This is a genomic window from Texcoconibacillus texcoconensis, assembly GCF_014202575.1.
Taxonomy (GTDB): domain Bacteria; phylum Bacillota; class Bacilli; order Bacillales; family Salisediminibacteriaceae; genus Texcoconibacillus; species Texcoconibacillus texcoconensis.
Genome location: NZ_JACHHB010000001.1, coordinates 26,824 through 46,394 on the forward strand (window position 1 = coordinate 26,824; position 19,571 = coordinate 46,394).

Below are 19,571 nucleotides of genomic sequence, written 5' to 3' on the forward strand. Positions count from 1 at the left end.
ATATACTAGGAGATATTAACTTTTCTTTCATATGACCTCGTACGATTTCCCCCATCTTGCTTAGCTTGATATAGAGCCTTATCAGCATTATTAACTAAGTTATTCATTTGATAATAATCAGACGGTGCCATCGTTGCTGTCCCCAAACTGAGCGTAATGTGATCGCTGACTTTAGAACCTGAATGCGTAATTTTTAAAGTTTCAATGGCTAATCTAATATTTTCAGCAACAACATATGCTCCTTCTTCATCGCAATCGGGAAGGATCACACTGAATTCTTCGCCGCCATATCGAAAGGCTGAGTCACCTAATCTTCTTAGTGAATGTTCAATTGCATTAGCAACTTCCTTGAGACATTCATCTCCTGCTTGATGTCCGTATGTATCGTTGTATGGTTTAAAGTGATCAAGGTCCACCATGATCAAGGATACAGGTGCGGAATTTGCTATCGCTCGATGCCATTCTATTTCTAAATATTCATCGAAACTTCTACGATTCTTCACGCCGGTCAGTCCGTCAATCGATGAAAGGTGTTGTAAAATTTCATTAGCTTCTTTAAGTTTTTGCTCAGTTAATTTACGGTCATTAATATTACGAGATACGACAATCAGTTTATGATCTTTTGTATCTCTTTCCTGTAATACCCTTAAAGACGATTCAAACCAAATGTATTCACCATCTTTTCTACGCATTCGATATGTAGAAGTAGTGTACCCAGTGTCTAATAACTCTTGATGTTGCTTTTTGATGATTTCATGGTCGTGGGGATGAATAAACAAATAAGCATCTTGACCAATCATTTCTTCTTTTTCATATTTCATAACTTTTTTACAAGCTGGTGATGTATATAGAAATTTCCCTTCACTATCATGTAAAGTAATCATATCACTTGAATATTCCGTGAGTAGGCGGAACAGTTCTTCACTTTCCTTTAGTTTTTGATTGTGATAGGCATTTTCCGCTTCTTTTTTTTCAAGTTCTTTTTTTAAAATAATAGCTTTGTCATATTGTTTTCCAGCCCACCATGCAATCATAAGCATAATTGGTAAGCCAATAATCTCAATCCAACTTACAAAACCATCCCTGACAGAATAATAAGTTATATATATCATGTTGATAAATAGAACAATTGAAATTGCTACGAACCTACCTTTATATTTCACTATCGTTCCACATCCTTATAACTATTTTAACCACAAAACGCAGGGGTGGTCTCGTGCTTATTCTTACTTCATTCGACAAAACTTTTCAAATCCCTTGTGCACCAACATTTTCACCCATATATTTAAACAAAAAAACAAAATGTTAACACCGTGAATTATGTGTGTTAACATTTTGTTGGATATCACTCACTTTTTTTGGAGGTTGTCAAAAGTGAATTAAAAAATTCTAACCATAATTACATTTGTATGTAGTCTTCTTATTTTTGTGTTGGTATGTTTAGAATACTTACTGATCTCCTTACCTCAACACCTTTGTTTGTTGCATTTATTTTTGGATCATTGGAGTAGCTGTAAACGGATGAGGTTGAGATTTAAACTTGAGTGATTTCTGTTTTTTGTTTTTCGCTTAATTTCCTAATTAATTCCATAAAAACGCGAATCGTTACATATTTAATATTCATTGTAATAAAGGTATGATACCACTTCCAACCCCTCTTCCAGCGAATCATATTAAAGTATCTACCAGCCAAAACTTCAATAAACAGTTGTGGAATGGTTAACAAAAATAACTTCCCTACAACAAGGAATATTGATTTGTCTTTATAGGTGAATTGATTATAAAAAACACTCATAAGAGGGCAAAAAAGCCAGTCAAAAAGAATATGATATTTAAAATCTCTAGGTAAAAGTCTGACTGGATAGGACAATAATTTCTTCCCCACTAATATATGGTCAGTGATCCCTGAAACTAAAGCAGTAATTAAATAAACAATAAGCCAATCTTTTACAGGTTTCTTTTTAAAAGCGACTGGTAATAAGAGCAATCCCGTTAGTAAAAATAACTTAAGTATTAATTTTGACATAATCCCTTCCCCTTTTTCAATATTCGTCATAACTATCTTTTCTCGATATATATATAAAATGAGCGTAAAAAACTACCACATTCAACCAATCTGAACGCCAGCAACTATAGCGAGCGTGAAACGGATCTCTCGTGCATCCTAAAAATAAAAAAGAAGCAAAGGTTCATCCTTCTGCTTCGTAAATAAATGAGCTTATTTTTTTCTCTGTTTGATTACTTTAGCTGTTTTCCACGAACTTTATCTGATACTTAGGTTGTGACTGTTCTTGATGCGATAACTGCATTTCCCCTACTGTTTCGCCTAGGTTGTTGACTGCACTTCCGCCAATCCAAACGTTACCCCAAATGTAATTTGCTTTAGGTGAAAATAATAATGCTCCCTTACTTTAACAAGGGAATCCTTTTATTTTACTCATGCTATTGTTTCAATTTCTACATTTAAAACAGAGACGTTTGGTTAAAATAAACTAAGGTATGACTGGCGAAAGGGGTTTAAAATTATGGAACGAAGTAAAAATATACCATTAACTGCAGGTGAGATGTCAGCATTATGGAATGGCTATAATACCGAAACTATGGCTTTGTATACATTTAAGCACTTTGAAATGGTTGTTGATGATGATGAAATTAAAAAGGACATACTATCTGCAATAGAATTATTTCAAAACAATTCTAAAGAAATTCGTAAAATATTTGAATCAGAAAATCACCCTGTTCCAGTAGGGTTTACAGAACGCGACGTTAATCTAAATGCCCCAAAGTTGTTTTCAGACGAAACGGCTCAATATTTATTAAAGTTTATTAGCGAAAATGGGATGCAGTTTTATCCAACTTGTTTAAAGTTTACTTCAAGGGAAGATATTAGACAATTTTGCACAGAATCCTCAGATAAGTATATATCACTTGTTAACCAAGTAACTAAAACTTTATTAACAAAAGGAATGTATGTTAGACCACCACAAATATCTGCCCCTGAACAAGTCGATTTTGTTAAGAAGAAAAGTCATTTAACTGGTTGGTTAGGAGAAAGAAGACCCATTCACGCTACTCAAATTACTCATATTTTTTTGAATATCCAAAGAAACATATTAGGTAAAACGCTATTAACAGGTTTTTCTCAAACAGTAAAATCCGAAAAAATTAAAAAGTTCCTTACCAAAGGTAAAGAAATGTCCAAAAAAAAATTGGATGAATTTCATTTACTTTTGCAAGATGTTGATATTGAAGTTTCTCTACCCTCTAATTTTAATGTAACGAATTCAACTCAACCTCCATACTCCGATAAAATGATGCTAGAGATTATTTTAACTACTATTCGCTATGCAATTGCTTTTTACGGTGAAGCCTTAGCAGTTAGTACAAGACGAGATTTATTTACTTTTTATAACAAAACAATTGCGGAAGTCACCTTATATGCTAATGAATGTGTAGAATTAGAAATTGAGTTTGGATATTTAGAAGAACAACCAAAAGCACTCGATCATGATGATATCATTAATAAAAATGACTAAAATGGATAATTAAGCCGATTTTCTCACTTTAAGAAAATCGGCTTAATTATCTTGTGCAACTGCAAGAATTTCCTGTGATTACACTACACGTGGGTTGGACTTTCTTTTTGCAGTCGCCCATCTTCCATTCGATAAACATTGTCACAATATTGAAGCATGCGCTCATCATGTGTAACCATGATCGCAGCCTTGTTTCTTGATTTGACTTCTTTACTAATCAATTGAACAACTTCATGGGACCTACTTGTATCAAGGCTTGCTGTTGGCTCGTCCGCCAAAATCATACTTGGGTTATTCATGAATGCACGTGCAATCGCTGTTCGTTGACGTTCTCCACCTGAAAGCTGGTCAGGAAAGTTTTTCAATCTCTCGTCGAGGCCAAGGCTTTCCAACAACTCATTTGCATACGTTTTATCGCTTTTCGAAACAGAACCGCTCATTTTTTTAACGAGTAATAGTTGATCAAAGACATTTAGATAAGGGATTAAGTTCGATGTTTGTAAAATAAAGCCGATTTCCTGTACGCGCAGGTTAGATAATGCTTTAGCTGATAATCCTGACAGGTCTTGACCATTAATTTCAACCACGCCAGATGTTGCTTGAAGTAAAGCGCCAGCAATTGATAAAAATGTACTTTTCCCAGATCCTGATGGACCGACAACAGCGACAAATTCACCAGGTTTAACTGAAAGAGAAACGTCATCAAGTGCAGTCACGTGATGATTTCCTTCTTGATAAACCTTTGAAACATTGTTTAACTTTAAGCCAGTCGCCATTATTCAACCCTCCCAATCGCTTGTAGTGGATCAATTTTTGTTATTTTACGAACGGATAGTAATGAACTAAGAACCGTATCACTAACAACACAATGGCATAAGTGATCACTAAGATTGGATCTAAGACGAATGGCATTCCGTCTGGTAGGATTAGTGCCGTGCCAAGGGTTAGAAGGATTCCTATGATAATGCTTGCAAGCGATAGTAAAAACACTTGTGAAATGATCACTTTCCCAAGAAACGATCGTTAGGATAATTAAAGAATATACTGACCAGATCGATTAAAAAATTGAAAAGCCAGCCTCCATTAAGGAATGACTAGCTTTTCAATGATCATTTTAAAAGTGTATTATTGTTTGTTCAGTAGCCTTTACTTCGTCAAATATGAACTTTCCCATAAAGGAAGCTTTGTACCAACACCCATTTTCAAGGCATTTTGGTAAACTCTATACCCCCAAGCAGCGTCTTCTGTTGGTAAACCTCCCGTCATACATATGATGACTTCATCGTCAGACTTTCTTCCTTCTTTATTTCCTGCAATGATATCACCAATATCGTCAATCTTGCTACAATCATATTCTTCATTGGCAACCATATCCAACAATTGCCCGGACATGGTCCAGCCTGTAATGCTTGAGATTCCATCAGGGTGATTCAATCCGTCTTCAAGCCATTTCTCATGCATGGACCATAAGTCTGCAACAATTCTGTGATTTTGATAGGACTCTTTAGAAAAGTCTGCTGAACCAGTCAGAATGATAACTGACCCTGGTTTAATGCACCTTTCATTGATTTTTGGTTTCGTTTTACCAGACGTTGCGACGGTCACAATATCAGATTGTTCCACACATCTATCTATATCATCAACAACTTCAACAGGCATATTGATTTTTTCTTCAAGCTTTTCGGCAATTTCCTTTCCTTTTTCAAGGTTGATATCAAACAGGACAACTTTCTCAAGACTACCTAAAGATGTTGTTATCGCCTCTATACAAGACTGATTGATGGCTCCCCCCCCTACTGCACCTACAACTTTCGCATTGTTCTGAGCAAGGTGTTTAGAAACGACACCTGGTACGGCACCAGTTCGAGCTGAGCTGACCAAGTTTCCAGCCATGATGGAAAGAGGAGCTCCTGTTTCTTTATCATTCAACGTAAAAGTATGAATAGAACGTGGTAGTCCCTTCTTTAAATTTTCAATATTGGAACCATACCATTTGTTACCCACAACATCAAAATCTCCACCAAGGTAAGAGATCAAGGACATAAACCTTCTGTCTGGACCTGCTTTTGGCATATTTTCAAAAGGTTCTTCTTCATTGAACCATAGCATGAGACCGTGGTCGTTCCTGTTTGGTCCGCCCATCATATAGTCTCCTTTTCCAATCAGCCTGAACATCTCTTCAATGGTGTCAATACATTCTTTCATATTTAATACGCCAGCTTCAATAATATCCTCTTCTGTGAGATACAGAAATTCTAATTTTTCAGACATTACGCATTCTCCTTATAATCATAATGATAATTAAATTTCGCCCATTTTTTATAATAGGAAAAAATGAGTATGACAGCACTGATTACAATTGTAATGATTGAAAACAGCCAATGCTGTCCATTCAGGACAAATATAGGAGCGAAGGTAATAACAAAAACTTCCACTGGAGCGATAGGTATATAAGCTAAACCAAATTCATCCAATGTTTTACTTTCCAGTTTCGGGTCCACAATTCTCAATAAAGCAATAGCCATGGCTACAGCACCTGTAACCCATCCGAAAGTAAAAATCCCTTTTTCAAACCAATTTTCTCGGAAGTAAAACTTTGATACAACTTTATAGAAGAAATAACTAAGAAAAATCCCAAACAAAATAAGAATTATAAAAGGAACCAAATTGTCAGCAATAACTGTTAGATTGATAGAGGCGATACCGAATGCTACAAGAATATCGGTCGCACTCCCACTTATTTTGGACATAATTCCTCTATCGAGATATTCATCTACATTTGTCGCCTGCATCAATTGTTTTAAGATCAGTCCCACCAAAAAAGCAAGTGAGAAGGCAGGAATGGATAGGCCAGCATATAGCGATTCGCCGAATTGGCTTAAATAATAACCAACCATAGTTACAAACAAAACCAGTGCTAAATGGAACACTAGTGGATCTATTGAGATACTGGAAACGGTATCGGAACCCATGGAACTTCTTTTGTTTTTTGGCAAAATACCTGTTCTCAATTCTTCCGGCAGCTCATCAAATCTGCTGATATAGTTTGCATGACCCTTGTTTGCACTAGACCTGATCAATGCCAGTCCAACAACAATGGCAAGTATGGCACCTATTGTTGCCGATGTCATTGCCAAAGAAGTTGCTTCTTCCCAACCCTGCTGTGCAAATGCATCTCCTATAGCCGCAGCGGTCCCGTGTCCACCGACAAAACCAGCAGCCAACAGCAATCCAAAGCCATTATGCACATCAAACAATGGCACGAGCAAAACAAGTGCAAAAAGAAGTCCACCTCCCCACATCAAAAGCATAATAGTTTGTGAATAAGACCATAACCCCCCTACTTTATTAATCACTTGTGACCATTTAAACCTTGGGGTAGAAAGAGGGATCGCTGCAAATACAACAGCAATGAGTACACCCGGATAATCACCTATAAAACCTGTAAATGGGATGATATTAAATCCATTAGGTCCTAGAACTAATCCTAAAATCCCTGCAATAATACTTGCAGGCATAAAGGATCGTTGTAACAAATTGACTTTTGCCCTTAAAAACATTCCTAATAACAGTAGTAAAGATATTAGACCAACATCAGTCAAGATACCCCATATGGTTAACTCCATAAATGCAACCCCTTTCATTTCTGATTTATAAGAATTGTATCACAATTAACGGAAAATAATAACCATTAAATTTAATAACGGAAAAAATATTCCTTTATCTACTTAATGGGAATCATTTATAATATTAATTGGGAGGGGAGCGCTATGAACCAAAACCTGAAAGAAAAACTGATTGAAGTCCAAAATGATTTACCGAAACAGCAGCAAAAACTATGTAAATTCATTATCGAACATATAGGCGCAGTCTCTACAATGACAATCCAAGAGCTATCGGAAAGAAGTGAGGTTGGGACAAGCACCATATTAAGATTTATAGATAAGATCGGGTACAAAAAATATCCACAATTCAAAAATGATGTGATCCAATACAACTTTGACAAACGAACGAATACATGGTGGCATTTAAAAAAGTCCTTGGAGGAAATGGATGAAACAGAAGTTTCTCTCGTTAAGGTGAGTAAGGGCAGTATTGAGGATATTGAATCGATGCTGAATGAACTAGACCAAAAGGAGTATGAAAAATCTCTAAAAACGCTACTTCATGCAAATCGAATCTATTTTTTAGGAATGAGAACCTCTAAATCATTATCCTTGTATTTTGAAATGATGCTGAGGGGAATTGTGGACACCTATCAGTTGAGCCTTAATACGGATTTTATCTATGACGATTCATTGAAATTCAAAAAAGGGGATGCTTTGGTTGTATTTGCCATTTCCCCTTATTCCAAGCAGACCGTCGATTTCATAGAGCACTGCAGAAAAAATACGAATATCTCCATTGTTTTAATCACTGACCTGGAAACATGTCCAATCATCAAGGATAGTGACGCCCATTTAATAGCTGGCCAAAGTCAGAACAGATATAGTATTATTCCTTCCATTGCTTTGATTGAGTCATTGATCATTGACCTTGGAAAAAACAAGCCCGGCTCAGTGAATCAAATTTCCAGGTTAAATGAGATCCATCGTGAGAATGACATTACTACACTATAATCATTTCTTTATTGTCTCGAGAACTATTCACCGTCTTATCATATGTGTGTTGGCAAAAATTTCTCGCTAAATATCGCGCACTCAAAAATTAAAATAATCAAGTATTACGTTAAATACTTACTTAGACGTTCAATTGGTTAGAATAAACCCAGGTATAAGAGTAGAGAACTGAATTCTTGAAGGTTTCCTTACAACCATCATCTTTATTTTCAATTCCCCTCACAAGCCGTAATAAAAAATGCTATTCAAATGATACAAGGAACAGTATCAATTTTCAGTACTGCTCCTTGATCCCCCCTAGTTGTTCTTACATAGGTTTCACTCATTTTGGGAACAAATAATATGATTCTTTCAGCACCATGAAATCGCTATCACATAAGTGTCACAATAGAGTACTCAAAGAGATCAGCAAGGAAGCGGAGATAATATATATAGTCGTAATACGGCTATATATATCTAACAAACTTATGGCATTGTTTTAGGTGTTCATATTCTTTGTGTGAGGTAATTTTTGTGTGAGCAATTTCGTTGCAAACTTTTTTAGATCTCTGAGATCTTGTAATTGAGAAGGAGGTAAAAAAGAGGGAAAATGAGCTTTTCTGTATATATTTATGAACTGAACATGAAAAAATATTCTAACCGCTCTTTAAAACCCAAACTCTTTTCCCAGTTCACACTAATTTTGTAAAGTTACACTAGGTTTCAATTTCATAGATAAGCTTGTACACCGAGGTCATATAGTCAATTTCATTACGCATAACCCTCCCCACCCTTTCAAATTATTGAGAAATTAAAGAGGATGATTGCCGTTGCACTTGTTGTTGATACTCAATAATAAGTTTATCTAAATCTTGACTACATTTTAATGTTTGCGCCGAGCAAAAACCATAAAATTTGACAAGCTCATTTAGTTCTTGTTTCTTTTGAGTTATCTCATCTTTTATGCACATCTTCTTTCTCCTTCAAGTGATCGATTATAGCGATGACTTCATTTTCCAATTTTATCCCCATTTTGTAAACACTCCTAATGATTGTTCAATTAATTGTCAATTTCATACCCTTTGAATCGACTATTCTTAATAGAACCTCTATGTTTTTCGTCATTTCCTGTTCACCTATAAATATTTAAGGTTACACACCTTGTTCAAAATAGTAGCAGAAAAAAGAACCTTCCCACTGTTAGAAAAGTTCTTTACTCATGATGAAATTATTGCACCACGCTTCACCCATGGTCGAATAAAATAGCTTTTTTAACAACATTCTCCTTCGTTAGCGTAAACAAAATGGCGTTTATCAATTAGAATAAATAACTTAATAGCTGGTTGATTGATGAGCTGATTTTATCGCTAAATGCGAAAAACATAATGATCGCAATCACAACGATCAAACTTTTATCCGTTCCATTTTGACCTTTCTTATTTTGTATAATCAATGGTTTCACCCCTCACCGCGTTAGTTGAAAACCAGTCCATTAAAATGTAAGTTTTGGAATTCCCGTTCAACAACATATTACCATATTTTCCCCACTCGGTAGTGGAGGGACATAAATCTCGAATCCGTTTTCGAACTAGGTATCGCAGATTTATTAGAAAAAACATTACTTACCAAAGCCCTCCATCAGTCTTCTACACGAGGTTTATTTTTACAACTTTGTGACATTATGCCTTGGTGTGATTAATCTCATATGGATAAATTACCCTCACCAGTATAATGAGTGATTAATAATCATGTGGATAGGAGGTTTTTTTATGAAAAAAATTAGTGAGTGGATGAACCTTAATAAAGATGTTACTCCGGAGGTTCCAACCGATCTGGTGCCTTCGATTAACGATTTCATCATCGATAAGAAAACATTAAAGATTATTCAGGACTTTATGTTTACAAACGTTCATCTAGCCATTACAGGTAATCCGGGAACTGGGAAAACGGAACTAGCCAAAAAATTGGCCGCGTCCTTCGAATTACCTTACGTTTTAATCAATGTAGGGACAATTAGAACACCAGGTGATTGGTGGGGATTTATGGAGTATAAAGAAGGTGAAGGAACTTATTTTCATAAAACTCGACTAACTCGCGCTTTAGAAAGTGAAGAGCCTCATGTTGTTATTTTAAATGAATTTAATCGGTGCCCTCCCCATTGTCATAATCCTATCTACGACATTTTAGACGGGAACCGCTCCGTATATCTCGAGACGATTGATAAAAAGTTAGATGTTCATCCGGATACGATTTTTCTAGCCACTCTTAACAGAGGAATGACCCATACCGGCACATTCCAAGCGGATGCTGCCATTGAAGACCGATTCGAATTCGTCCATTTACAATTACCATCAGAGAAAGATATTGCAGACATGCTCAAGAGATGGTTCGGGATTCAAAACAAAGATGCAGTTATCATTGCTAGGCTGACAAAACAATTAGAAAACCTTTATGAACAAGATAAGCTGTCTAAGGTATTTGGAATGAGACCTGCAATAAGCGCTGCGAAATTATTAACTCGGAAAAATAGCCTTCATGATGCGCTTGTTTTTACGTTTGCTAATCGCTTCTCAAGAGAAGGAGGCGTCGAAAGCGAACATACATATGTTCTACAACTCATTCAAGCTTTAACTGGCGGTGAGCATTTTGAGTAACTCTGTCAACAATCAAGTTTCCTCCTTTTGGTTAGGAGAATATAGAAACTGGGCATTTAAAGATGAAGCTACTGACGACATGATGATTTTGGCAAAAGTGATTCGCAGTATTGAGAAGATGGTCAATTCACTATCCTCTGACAAAAAATTGCACGTTCGGTTAGCAAGTCAATTGAAGGCCGTTTCTGAATGGGAGCATAACAAAATCGTTTTGCCGTCTGACCCTCTTTGGAATCAAGCTGATTTTGATAACTTTGCTCATATCGTGGATATATGGACCGCGTTCGCTGTCCACGAAGCTGGACATATCCTGTGGTCACAAGACTTAACAAAAATAAAACATGAAAAGTCTCACCAGTTTATCATCACCCATCTCGTGGAGGATTTCTGGATTGAAAACTGGATGACAGAACACTTTCCTGGTTATTTTGCTTATTTTCAGCAGTTTAAAAATCACTACTATTCAAAAACTGTCGACCTAGGAGAAGACCCTATTTCAGAAAAAATAAATGACCTGATCTATACATTTAATAAACCAGGATATGAACCGATCTATAAGGAATCACTGACATCTTACAAGTTCGTTTCAGACCAATGGCAAAAAGCAAAAACGTTAAATCAATTAGAGTCATGGGATCGAATTGAACTGGGGCGCTCCATTTTTCATTTACTGTTTCCACAGGGGTTAACTGATCATGAAGAAAACAAAACAAAAAATATAAACCTTTATAATAATACAGATCTGGAGCCTACTGCAGTTTCAAATCAAATCAGCGATGTTGGATTAGATATGCCCTCGCCTTTTCTGTTGTCTGGTAAGGTGAAAGAACAAGAACTCCTGCAGTTTCATGAACAAGTCAAAGACGGAAAGAAATTGATGTGGGCTTCAGAACAAATGCTGGAAAGCTGGCTAAAGGATGAACAAGGGTTCGGAGATCAAGCAAAAGGAAATGAGGAAAAGACGATTATAAAGGCACCCGATGTTGATTCAGAAGGAATCGCATTTTACCAAGCTTCCTATGAGAGAATAAAACCTTATATCGTAAAGCTTCGTCAAAAGTTTTCCGCCGCCAACACGCCACGATTTTACGAAAGCAAAAAACTTTATCAAGGTGAACTTGACGAGGAAGCACTGTACAGGTCTTCCTATAGTACAAATATCTTTAAAACATCAGAAGAACGATTCGAATCCATCCAATCATGGGATATTCGAATTTTAATAGACGAGAGCAAATCGATGGAGTGGCTTTATGATCAGGAGAAACAAACCTCCACTTTAAAGCGATTTGAAGTAGCGATGGACGTGTGTTTACTAATGGTTGAATCCCTGTCACACCTCAAACAGATCTCAGTGCAAGCTCATACGTATTCAACGGCCGCCCATTCAGCGACGCTGCAAATGAATGAGATCTACACCCCCAATCAAAAAGACAAATATAGATTGGGAATGATTCGCCCTAAAGGAGCGACGCCTGAATTTATGGCTATAAAAGAAACGACGTTATCTTTAGTTGAAAATCGAAATAAGGAAGCCAAAAAACTGATTTTCATTCTCTCAGACGGGCAGCCAGACGATTATAAGTATGGTGGCGGTAAAGAGCATACTGAGCAAATCAAAGACTGGATTAATAAGTGGAAAAAAAGAGGGTTTCATTTTGCTCATATTTCTTTAGGGGAAGAATCAGCGGCAAAAGGAATATATCCTCAAAGTATTTCCTTTCAAGCTGACTACACCCAACTTATTCAGGAGATTTATCGTGACATTATTAAGAAGTTAAAAACATCATAGTCCAATGGAGAGGCAAAAAATCAATAAGTAGAATGTGTATAAAGCCTGTATCTTAGGTTACAAAGTGACCATTTGATACAGGCAATTTTTGTCTTCAACTAAACACATCGGTAAATTCGTTTACTAATTTCAGATTTCAGCTATTATAATTGCCGATGTGGCTGACCTTGATCTAGCAACCTCGTATTCTCATCTACAAGAACCTTTTTTCCAATTCTAATGGTTCAATGTAAGCATCATTTTGATAAGCACGCATATTTCCACCGGAGATTTCATCAATGAGGACAATTTGATTGTCCGCTCCAGTTCGTCCAAATTCAAATTTAATATCATATAATTCAATCTCTTTTTTAGCAAGTTCCTCTTTGACTACATTTCCAATTTGCTGTGTCAGCTCCTTTAACACACGGTATTCATCTTTGGATAAAATACCGAGCATCGCCAGGGCATCCTCACTAATCGGTGGATCTCCACGTTCATCATCTTTTAAGGTGACTTCAACGAAAGCGTCAAGCGGTTGTCCTTCCTTTGCATACATACCGTACCTGCGCAGAAAACTTCCGACCGCCCTATACCTGCAGATTACCTCTAGGCCTTCCCCAAAAACTTCTGCAGGTTTAACCGTCATCGTTTTCTTGTCGATATCAGCATCAATATAATGAGTTGGTATTCCTTTTTCCTTTAACGTTTCAAAGAAAAATTTCGTTACCCTTAGACCTGCACGACCCGCACCTTCGACGGTTAAGCCAACCTCATTTGCTCCTGGATCAAAAACGCCATTTGTACCTGTTACATCATCTTTAAATTGCAGCAAATAATTTCCATCTTCCAACGCATACACATCTTTTGTTTTTCCTGTGTACTTTAGTTTCAAGTGAAAATCCCCTTTACGATAATAGCATTTTAATAGTTATTGTCATTATATAGAGAAATTCCCAATTGGACAAGGAGGAAAAAGCCTGTACCTTAGATTACTAAGTAATCATTGGATACAGGCAATTTTGTCTTCAACTAAACACATGTAAGCTAAAATATAAAAACACAGTTACATCTTTATTAACCGTAGTGCGCAGCATTTAACATACCCAGAGTGTATGTGGCAACACATGGGGTGTTGGTAATTTTACAAAAAACGAAAGGAATCAGTTTTACCGTTCCCCCCTACCATTCTCAAAGTTATCGAGCAATGCGTGCGCTTCATCTGTTGACTCTGTGCTCATCAGTTGATTTCTTAATGCACTCGCTCCTCGAAATCCTTTGACATATATCTTAAAGAAGCGATGAAGAGCCTTGAACGAACGTAAGCCTAAATCTGAATATTCGTCGTGGAGATCTAGATGTAACCTTAAGAGATCAAGTAATTCCTTACTGCTATGATCTTTCGGCTCTTTTTCAAAGGCAAATGGATTATTGAAAATACCACGCCCGATCATCACCCCATCAACACCATACTGGCTTGCGAGCTTCAAGCCTGTTTGACGGTCAGGAATATCCCCATTGATCGTCAAAAGTGTATCTGGAGCCACTTGGTCACGAAGCTTCTTGATCTCGGGGATCAGCTCCCAATGAGCATCTACTTGGCTCATTTCCTCCCTTGTACGCAGATGAATAGAAAGATTAACAATATCTTGCTTCAAAATGTGCGTCAGCCAGTCTCGCCATTCGTCTACTTCCATGTAACCGAGCCTTGTCTTTACACTTACGGGCAATCCTCCTGCTTTTGCTGCTTGGATGAGCTCCGCTGCAACTTCGGGCCGACGGATAAGTCCGCACCCCTTCCCGTTATCTACCACGTTCGGTACAGGACAGCCCATATTGATGTCAATCCCCCGAAAGCCCAGTTCAGCCATACCAATACTCATTTGCCGAAAGTTTTCAGGCTTGTCCCCCCATATATGAGCGACAATTGGTTGTTCATCCTCTGTAAAAGCCAATCGCCCACGCACACTATGGATCCCCTCAGGGTGGCAATAACTTTCCGAGTTTGTAAACTCTGTAAAAAATACATCAGGGCTGGCCGCTTCACTCACAACATGGCGAAAAACAACATCCGTCACCTCTTCCATTGGTGCCAATATAAAAAAAGGTCGTGGGAGATCACGCCAAAAATTATCGTTCATATATAAATTCAAATCCTTTCTTTATCGTTTAACAAGACAATCCCTTATTCTAAGGTTAAAACAGGATCTCACTACTACTTTCACACTTATACCATGCTTAAACACTTTTTATCAAACAGATCGGCTGAGTGATATGATTTCAACTTCACAATCTCTGTACGATCGAAATATCTCTGCTAAACCACCTTGTCAATCAGTATTTCACTGTTCAGGGTAAAATAAAGGTTGGATAAAAAAGATCGAAAAGTTAATTGGAACAACACTGAATGGACAAGGGTATAACAAGAAAAAAACCGAAATCGCAAAGGTATTTTTAACGAATTCAGGGTCGAAAAGCAAAAAAGAGGCTATTCCTAGGAGGGAAGAACCTTTTAGAACAGCCCCTGTTTATATGCTGATTTCATCAAAAATAGACATATACCGTATCATATTTTGCAGTCTGGTATAAACTTTCACCCAGTGTCTGATTTGCATATGTTTTTCATATTCTATTCAATCGAATATGAAGAAAACTTAATAATTAGAAGCACTGGAATGAAGAGATCCGTCTAAGGTCAATGCCAAAATAAACCCAGGAAAATCCAGTCCATCGATACCCTGCTATAGATGTTCTTCCGACAAAAACTGGGTAGAACCAAAACTGCTCCCTATTGGTTAACCACACATAGGTATAGCGAAACATGCACCGACGAATAGCGCCTGGATCAACAGCAAATACGCCAACTTCTGCTGGCTGTGACGGGCTAAATGCTGGAGGAGGAGTAGTTGGTGGCCCTGCTGGTGGCCCAAATGGCGCTCCTGGGGATGGCCCTGGTGGTCCAAATGGGGCTTCTGGCGGCGGCCCTGGTGGTCCGAATTGGCCTAGTAGCCCCCCGAAAAATGGACCGAAAAGACCAAATTGTCTTTGCGAATCATCATGACCTTCAATATAAGATGGATCTATACTATAGTTATTATAACTTTCACCAAATGGTTGTTGTTGCTCATATGGGTACAATTGAATGCCTCCCTTTATTTAGGTATTTAACGTATAGGTCAATGCCATTCTATGCAGATTTAAGAACAAAACACCTTGTACCGAAATAAAAGGGCGGCCGTCTATTGTCCGCACCTAATGTCCCTGCCATTTGCGTTGGCGTACTTGTAGCTTATTCTTTCGGTCACCCTTACGAGGCCTCCCCTCCACAGCCACATTACTAAAAGGCATTTATTCCACCAAATTTAAATATAAATATTGTCTCCGCTTGTTACCTACATAAGAACCGTATAAATTTCATTATGTCTGAATATGTATTAGGCAGAATATGGACAGAAGGGAGATTTTAATGAAAAAATCGATCGTTTTATTAAGTTTGTCATCATTACTGGCATTATCTGCATGTGGTAATAATGGAGAAGAAGATGTAAGTGATCCGACAGAACAGTCCGAGCCAACAGAAGACACAGAAGATGTAGAAGAAGATGATGATGCAGATGCTGATGAAAGCGCAGATGTGAAAGAAGAAGAAGAGGAAGAATCAGAACCAGAGAGCCAAGACTTAAATGAAATTGAGCAAATTGCAATTGATTATGTAGAAGTCTTAATGAACGGCAGTGATAGCGAGGAACAAGAAGAATTTCTGAACACATATGTACATGAAAGTATGAGGGAAATGATCGAAATAGCTGGTGCTGAAGATTATTGGGCAGATTTGGAAACATGGCATAACCCACAAGTTATAGATAGTAAAACGGTAGATGAACAAATAGAATTTGTTTTGTTACATGCTGAAATGGATGGAGAACAAGTAGAAGGCCTTGTGTTATTCCATGACGGTTATGTTCAAGATTTCACTGAATCTTATACGACCGATGACGACTTGAACCAAGTATTTGAAGAATTAAGTCAAGCTGGTGCGCCAAACTAAACGAAACAAAAGAAGCCAAGCTCTGCACATTGCTTTGCTTGGCTTTTGTAGCATCCTATTTAAAACTCACAACTCACGACAAAAGTTGTGAGTTTCCTTGATAAGAAACAAAGGTAACTGTTTTAGAAGAAATTTTATAGCAATTTCACTTCAGTATTGATCTATTGTTCACCTTTTTGGATAGAACAATAGATCTTTTTCAATGTTTCAAGCTCGCCTGCAGTACTTCCCCTAAAATTTTTACACCCCTTAACGCATCATAGATGGCTCCCCCACAAGTAGATCAACTAATCCACCCGCATCACAAATCAAAGCACCTCGTCCTTCAGTCATTTGTAGATGATGTCCAACCTTTGAAACGAAAAAACATTTTTGAGTGATAAATTAAAATATTTTTACAACTTTCATTACTATTATAACCTCATTTTCATGGATCGTTTAACACTACGACTATCAGACTTAATGCATTCGCAAATTTTTCTGAAACTAACCACTTTACATATAGGGGAGGGGGTATTATAATGAGAATCACAATCATTACCAAATAATAATAATTCTAAAGGAGAGGTAGAAATGGAAAACAACATTGAAATTCAAGAAAACGTAGTATCATTACCACGCATTGGAGATAAGGCTCCAAGTTTTGAAGCTGAAACAACACATGGGACACTTAAGTTGGAAGATTTCAGAGGTTCTTGGGTAGTTTTATTTTCTCACCCGGCTGATTTTACCCCTGTATGTACAACAGAGTTCATTGCTTTTCAGGAAATCCAAGATGATTTACGCGAGTTAAATACTGAGCTTTTGGGGTTAAGTGTTGATAGTGTTCACTCTCATATCGCTTGGGTTCGTAATGTGAAAGAAAAATTGGGTGTTGAACTTAAGTTTCCAATTATTGCTGACTTAAACAAAGACGTTGCTAAGAAATATGGCATGATTATGCCAAATGAAAGCACAACTGAAACATCACGTGCTGTCTTCGTGATTGATGACAAGCAAACTGTACGTTCAGTGATTTATTATCCATTGTCCACTGGTCGAAATATGGATGAAATTCTTCGTTTAATCAAGGCTCTTCAAACAAGTGATCAACATAGTGTAGCAACACCAGCAAACTGGTTACCAGGTGAAAAAGTCATCGTTCCTCCTCCGAAAACACAAGAAGAAGCGGAAGAACAGATAAATGACGATAGTATTGAATGTAAAGATTGGTATTTCTGCAAAAAACAACTTTAAAAAGAAGGTGATTAAGATGTCTTGCATTAATAGTGATGGTAAATTGACACAATCAGCTACGGCGTTATTAGAAGCGGTGCAGAACGATAAACACACACCTGAATCTTTAGCTAAAGAACTTGGTGTACCTTTGTTTAAAGTTCGTAGTTCTCTTAGAGATATGTCATCAATGGGGTTTGTTGAACAAATTGAAGATGCTTATGTAGTCAGTGAAGGTGGAAAAAAACTACTAAACAAAAATAAATAGAAATCTCTAAAAGCACTTGTTTAGTAAGGTTGTAGGCTTAATCCGCCTGCAAAAAGAATGGAATAGAGGACTGTCACCTCTATTCCACTTTCTTTTCTTATTATGTTTCATGAGTTTCTTTCATTCTTTTAACAATCATTACGCCTGCAATAAACGGTAAAAGTGCCACTAACCCAATTGCCCAATTCACATTAAGCATATCTGCTAATACACCGGCAAGCAATGCCCCAAACGCATAACCACTATCCCTCCAAAAACGGAATACCCCCATAGATGTTGCTCTCCAACTAGGATGTGCCACATCACTGATAGCAGCGGCAAATGTAGGATAAACCATTGCTGTCCCTAAACCTAAGATAATTGCACCAATAATCCATAACACATACACATCGACCAATAAAATCCACCATAATGCGAGCGCTTGAGTCCACATTCCTATTGCGATTAACCACTTGCGACCAATGCGATCACTCAATGCACCCGTAAATAATTGAAATAACCCCCAAGCAGCAGGATATACCGCTACAATAACACCAATTTGACTTACCGTTAATCCAGCTGAAATAAAAAAGAATGGAAACAGTCCCCAAGTCATTCCGTCTTTTAAATTCGTAGAAAGCCCTGCAAAACTGATACTCGATAAAGTTCCGTCCTTCCAAGTCGTTCTTTTAAAAACCTCTTTTGAACTCAAATTCTCCGTTACTTTTATCTTTTGTACTTCCATTTTCAAATGTTGGCTTGTGTCTTTGATAAATAAAGATAAAATAACCCCAATGGTAACGACTCCAATACCAATATAAAATGGCTCAGGACGCAAGCCATATGTAGCAGAAACATACCCAGAAATCGCTGCCATTGAAGCTACACCGATATAACCAGCAAACTCATTTAATCCAACTGCTAAACCTCTTTGGTTACTTTTCGCTAAGTCAATTTTCATATTTAATGTCATCGACCATGTTAAACCTTGATTGATTCCTAGTAAAACATTTGCAAAAACGATAATCCACCAAGCGTGAGCAAAGATAACTAATATAGGGACGAACAAGCCGATTATCCAACCTAATAATAATACTTGTTTTCTACCAATACGGTCGGCAATATGTCCAGCAAAATAGTTAACAACTGCTTTGGAGAATCCAAAACTGATAATAAAAGATAAAGCGGCACTCATTGAAGTCAGACCAAAATGCTCTTCACCTATAATTGGGAGAATCGTTCTTTCTAGTCCGACCATAAACCCAACAAATAAGTTAATTACAACTAACATTGAAAATAACATGAGATTTTGTTTGATACCTATTTGTATTGAATTGGAATTCATTGTGGTATCCCCCCTTATTAAGAAAGACCCTAAAATTCTTAGGATCTAATGTTCTTTGATTTGTTGTTCTCATTCTCAAAAAAACTTCTAGTTTTGGTAAAACATCCTCTGTCTAGAATTGAATAAATCAGTAGTTCGCTCTTCTAGTGATGTTGCAAGC

Annotated in this window: 18 protein-coding genes and 1 pseudogene; 7 read left to right on the top strand and 12 right to left on the bottom strand. The window is 37.2% G+C overall.

Going from position 1 to position 19,571, the window contains the following annotated elements; translation table 11 throughout:
* Window positions 1–5 precede the first annotated feature (5 nt).
* Entirely contained in the window at window positions 6–1,163 is a 1,158-nt protein-coding gene (locus HNQ41_RS00145; RefSeq protein ID WP_184662388.1) for a diguanylate cyclase domain-containing protein, read from the bottom strand.
* 371 nt (window positions 1,164–1,534) lie between these two features.
* Window positions 1,535–2,026 (bottom strand): CBO0543 family protein, encoded by a 492-nt coding sequence (locus tag HNQ41_RS00150; protein ID WP_221301795.1) that lies wholly within the window; start codon window positions 2,024–2,026, stop codon window positions 1,535–1,537.
* Between the two features lie 499 nt (window positions 2,027–2,525).
* Here HNQ41_RS00150 and HNQ41_RS00155 point away from each other — a divergent pair, with 499 nt between their 5' ends.
* Window positions 2,526–3,536: a DUF3231 family protein gene (locus tag HNQ41_RS00155; protein WP_184662389.1), complete on the top strand. Its 1,011-nt coding sequence runs from the start codon at window positions 2,526–2,528 to the stop codon at window positions 3,534–3,536.
* 83 nt (window positions 3,537–3,619) lie between these two features.
* Here the strand turns inward: HNQ41_RS00155 and HNQ41_RS00160 are convergent, their stop codons facing one another.
* The 4 genes and pseudogenes from HNQ41_RS00160 to HNQ41_RS00170 all read right to left on the bottom strand — a co-directional run bounded on the left by HNQ41_RS00160 (window position 3,620) and on the right by HNQ41_RS00170 (window position 7,162).
* Window positions 3,620–4,312 (bottom strand): ABC transporter ATP-binding protein, encoded by a 693-nt coding sequence (locus HNQ41_RS00160; protein WP_184662390.1) that lies wholly within the window; start codon window positions 4,310–4,312, stop codon window positions 3,620–3,622.
* Window positions 4,312–4,553: pseudogene (locus tag HNQ41_RS16565) on the bottom strand (FtsX-like permease family protein); the annotation flags it as partial. The gene HNQ41_RS00160 and the pseudogene HNQ41_RS16565, both read right to left, overlap by 1 nt.
* 129 nt (window positions 4,554–4,682) lie before the next feature.
* Window positions 4,683–5,807: a tyramine oxidase subunit B gene (locus HNQ41_RS00165; RefSeq protein WP_184662391.1), complete on the bottom strand. Its 1,125-nt coding sequence runs from the start codon at window positions 5,805–5,807 to the stop codon at window positions 4,683–4,685.
* Window positions 5,807–7,162 (bottom strand): sodium/glutamate symporter, encoded by a 1,356-nt coding sequence (locus HNQ41_RS00170; RefSeq protein ID WP_184662392.1) that lies wholly within the window; start codon window positions 7,160–7,162, stop codon window positions 5,807–5,809. Before HNQ41_RS00170 ends, HNQ41_RS00165 begins: the two co-directional genes overlap by 1 nt.
* Before the next feature lie 144 nt (window positions 7,163–7,306).
* Here HNQ41_RS00170 and HNQ41_RS00175 point away from each other — a divergent pair, with 144 nt between their 5' ends.
* Window positions 7,307–8,155, top strand: a complete 849-nt coding sequence (locus HNQ41_RS00175; RefSeq protein ID WP_184662393.1) for a MurR/RpiR family transcriptional regulator — start codon at window positions 7,307–7,309, stop codon at window positions 8,153–8,155.
* A gap of 779 nt (window positions 8,156–8,934) precedes the next feature.
* Here the strand turns inward: HNQ41_RS00175 and HNQ41_RS00180 are convergent.
* Both HNQ41_RS00180 and HNQ41_RS16720 read right to left on the bottom strand, forming a co-directional pair.
* Complete coding sequence (locus tag HNQ41_RS00180; RefSeq protein WP_184662394.1) at window positions 8,935–9,105, bottom strand: aspartyl-phosphate phosphatase Spo0E family protein; 171 nt, start codon at window positions 9,103–9,105, stop codon at window positions 8,935–8,937.
* A gap of 347 nt (window positions 9,106–9,452) precedes the next feature.
* A complete protein-coding gene (locus HNQ41_RS16720; protein ID WP_281393689.1) occupies window positions 9,453–9,587 on the bottom strand; it encodes a hypothetical protein in 135 nt (44 codons plus the stop codon).
* 316 nt (window positions 9,588–9,903) lie between these two features.
* Between HNQ41_RS16720 and HNQ41_RS00185 the strand changes: the two genes are divergently transcribed.
* Window positions 9,904–10,788 (top strand): AAA family ATPase, encoded by an 885-nt coding sequence (locus tag HNQ41_RS00185; protein WP_184662395.1) that lies wholly within the window; start codon window positions 9,904–9,906, stop codon window positions 10,786–10,788.
* On the top strand, window positions 10,781–12,577 hold the full coding sequence (locus tag HNQ41_RS00190) for a vWA domain-containing protein (protein WP_184662396.1): 1,797 nt from the start codon (window positions 10,781–10,783) through the stop codon (window positions 12,575–12,577). The genes HNQ41_RS00185 and HNQ41_RS00190 overlap by 8 nt, the downstream gene beginning before the upstream one ends.
* Before the next feature lie 193 nt (window positions 12,578–12,770).
* Here HNQ41_RS00190 and HNQ41_RS00195 read toward each other — a convergent pair whose 3' ends face one another.
* The 3 genes from HNQ41_RS00195 to HNQ41_RS00205 all read right to left on the bottom strand — a co-directional run bounded on the left by HNQ41_RS00195 (window position 12,771) and on the right by HNQ41_RS00205 (window position 15,694).
* A complete protein-coding gene (locus tag HNQ41_RS00195) occupies window positions 12,771–13,451 on the bottom strand; it encodes a phosphoribosylaminoimidazolesuccinocarboxamide synthase (RefSeq protein ID WP_184662397.1) in 681 nt (226 codons plus the stop codon).
* A gap of 274 nt (window positions 13,452–13,725) precedes the next feature.
* Complete coding sequence (locus HNQ41_RS00200; protein WP_184662398.1) at window positions 13,726–14,697, bottom strand: tRNA dihydrouridine synthase; 972 nt, start codon at window positions 14,695–14,697, stop codon at window positions 13,726–13,728.
* A 520-nt stretch (window positions 14,698–15,217) separates the two neighbouring features.
* On the bottom strand, window positions 15,218–15,694 hold the full coding sequence (locus tag HNQ41_RS00205; protein ID WP_246421439.1) for a hypothetical protein: 477 nt from the start codon (window positions 15,692–15,694) through the stop codon (window positions 15,218–15,220).
* A 328-nt stretch (window positions 15,695–16,022) separates the two neighbouring features.
* Between HNQ41_RS00205 and HNQ41_RS00210 the strand changes: the two genes are divergently transcribed.
* The 3 genes from HNQ41_RS00210 (at window position 16,023) to HNQ41_RS00220 (ending at window position 18,087) form a co-directional block, all read left to right on the top strand.
* Window positions 16,023–16,604, top strand: a complete 582-nt coding sequence (locus HNQ41_RS00210; RefSeq protein ID WP_184662399.1) for a hypothetical protein — start codon at window positions 16,023–16,025, stop codon at window positions 16,602–16,604.
* 573 nt (window positions 16,605–17,177) lie between these two features.
* The gene (locus tag HNQ41_RS00215; protein WP_184662400.1) at window positions 17,178–17,840 is read left to right on the top strand and encodes a peroxiredoxin; all 663 of its coding nucleotides are present in this window, start codon (window positions 17,178–17,180) and stop codon (window positions 17,838–17,840) included.
* 16 nt (window positions 17,841–17,856) lie between these two features.
* Window positions 17,857–18,087: a hypothetical protein gene (locus HNQ41_RS00220; protein WP_184662401.1), complete on the top strand. Its 231-nt coding sequence runs from the start codon at window positions 17,857–17,859 to the stop codon at window positions 18,085–18,087.
* A gap of 100 nt (window positions 18,088–18,187) precedes the next feature.
* On the opposite strand, the gene HNQ41_RS00225 is transcribed toward HNQ41_RS00220, so the two are convergent.
* Entirely contained in the window at window positions 18,188–19,411 is a 1,224-nt protein-coding gene (locus HNQ41_RS00225) for an MFS transporter (protein WP_246421440.1), read from the bottom strand.
* Between the last annotated feature and the right edge of the window lie 160 nt (window positions 19,412–19,571).

What these genes read in the sequence shown, in the direction of transcription:
- HNQ41_RS00175 (WP_184662393.1), top strand. Translation starts at nt 7,307, where the DNA reads ATGAACCAAAACCTGAAAGAAAAACTGATTGAAGTCCAAAATGATTTA.
- HNQ41_RS00200 (WP_184662398.1), bottom strand. Translation starts at nt 14,697, where the DNA reads ATGAACGATAATTTTTGGCGTGATCTCCCACGACCTTTTTTTATATTG.
- HNQ41_RS00155 (WP_184662389.1), top strand. Translation starts at nt 2,526, where the DNA reads ATGGAACGAAGTAAAAATATACCATTAACTGCAGGTGAGATGTCAGCA.
- HNQ41_RS00170 (WP_184662392.1), bottom strand. Translation starts at nt 7,162, where the DNA reads ATGGAGTTAACCATATGGGGTATCTTGACTGATGTTGGTCTAATATCT.
- HNQ41_RS00160 (WP_184662390.1), bottom strand. Translation starts at nt 4,312, where the DNA reads ATGGCGACTGGCTTAAAGTTAAACAATGTTTCAAAGGTTTATCAAGAA.
- HNQ41_RS00220 (WP_184662401.1), top strand. Translation starts at nt 17,857, where the DNA reads ATGTCTTGCATTAATAGTGATGGTAAATTGACACAATCAGCTACGGCG.
- HNQ41_RS00185 (WP_184662395.1), top strand. Translation starts at nt 9,904, where the DNA reads ATGAAAAAAATTAGTGAGTGGATGAACCTTAATAAAGATGTTACTCCG.
- HNQ41_RS00225 (WP_246421440.1), bottom strand. Translation starts at nt 19,411, where the DNA reads ATGAATTCCAATTCAATACAAATAGGTATCAAACAAAATCTCATGTTA.
- HNQ41_RS00180 (WP_184662394.1), bottom strand. Translation starts at nt 9,105, where the DNA reads ATGTGCATAAAAGATGAGATAACTCAAAAGAAACAAGAACTAAATGAG.
- HNQ41_RS00150 (WP_221301795.1), bottom strand. Translation starts at nt 2,026, where the DNA reads ATGTCAAAATTAATACTTAAGTTATTTTTACTAACGGGATTGCTCTTA.
- HNQ41_RS00215 (WP_184662400.1), top strand. Translation starts at nt 17,178, where the DNA reads ATGGAAAACAACATTGAAATTCAAGAAAACGTAGTATCATTACCACGC.
- HNQ41_RS00210 (WP_184662399.1), top strand. Translation starts at nt 16,023, where the DNA reads ATGAAAAAATCGATCGTTTTATTAAGTTTGTCATCATTACTGGCATTA.
- HNQ41_RS00165 (WP_184662391.1), bottom strand. Translation starts at nt 5,807, where the DNA reads ATGTCTGAAAAATTAGAATTTCTGTATCTCACAGAAGAGGATATTATT.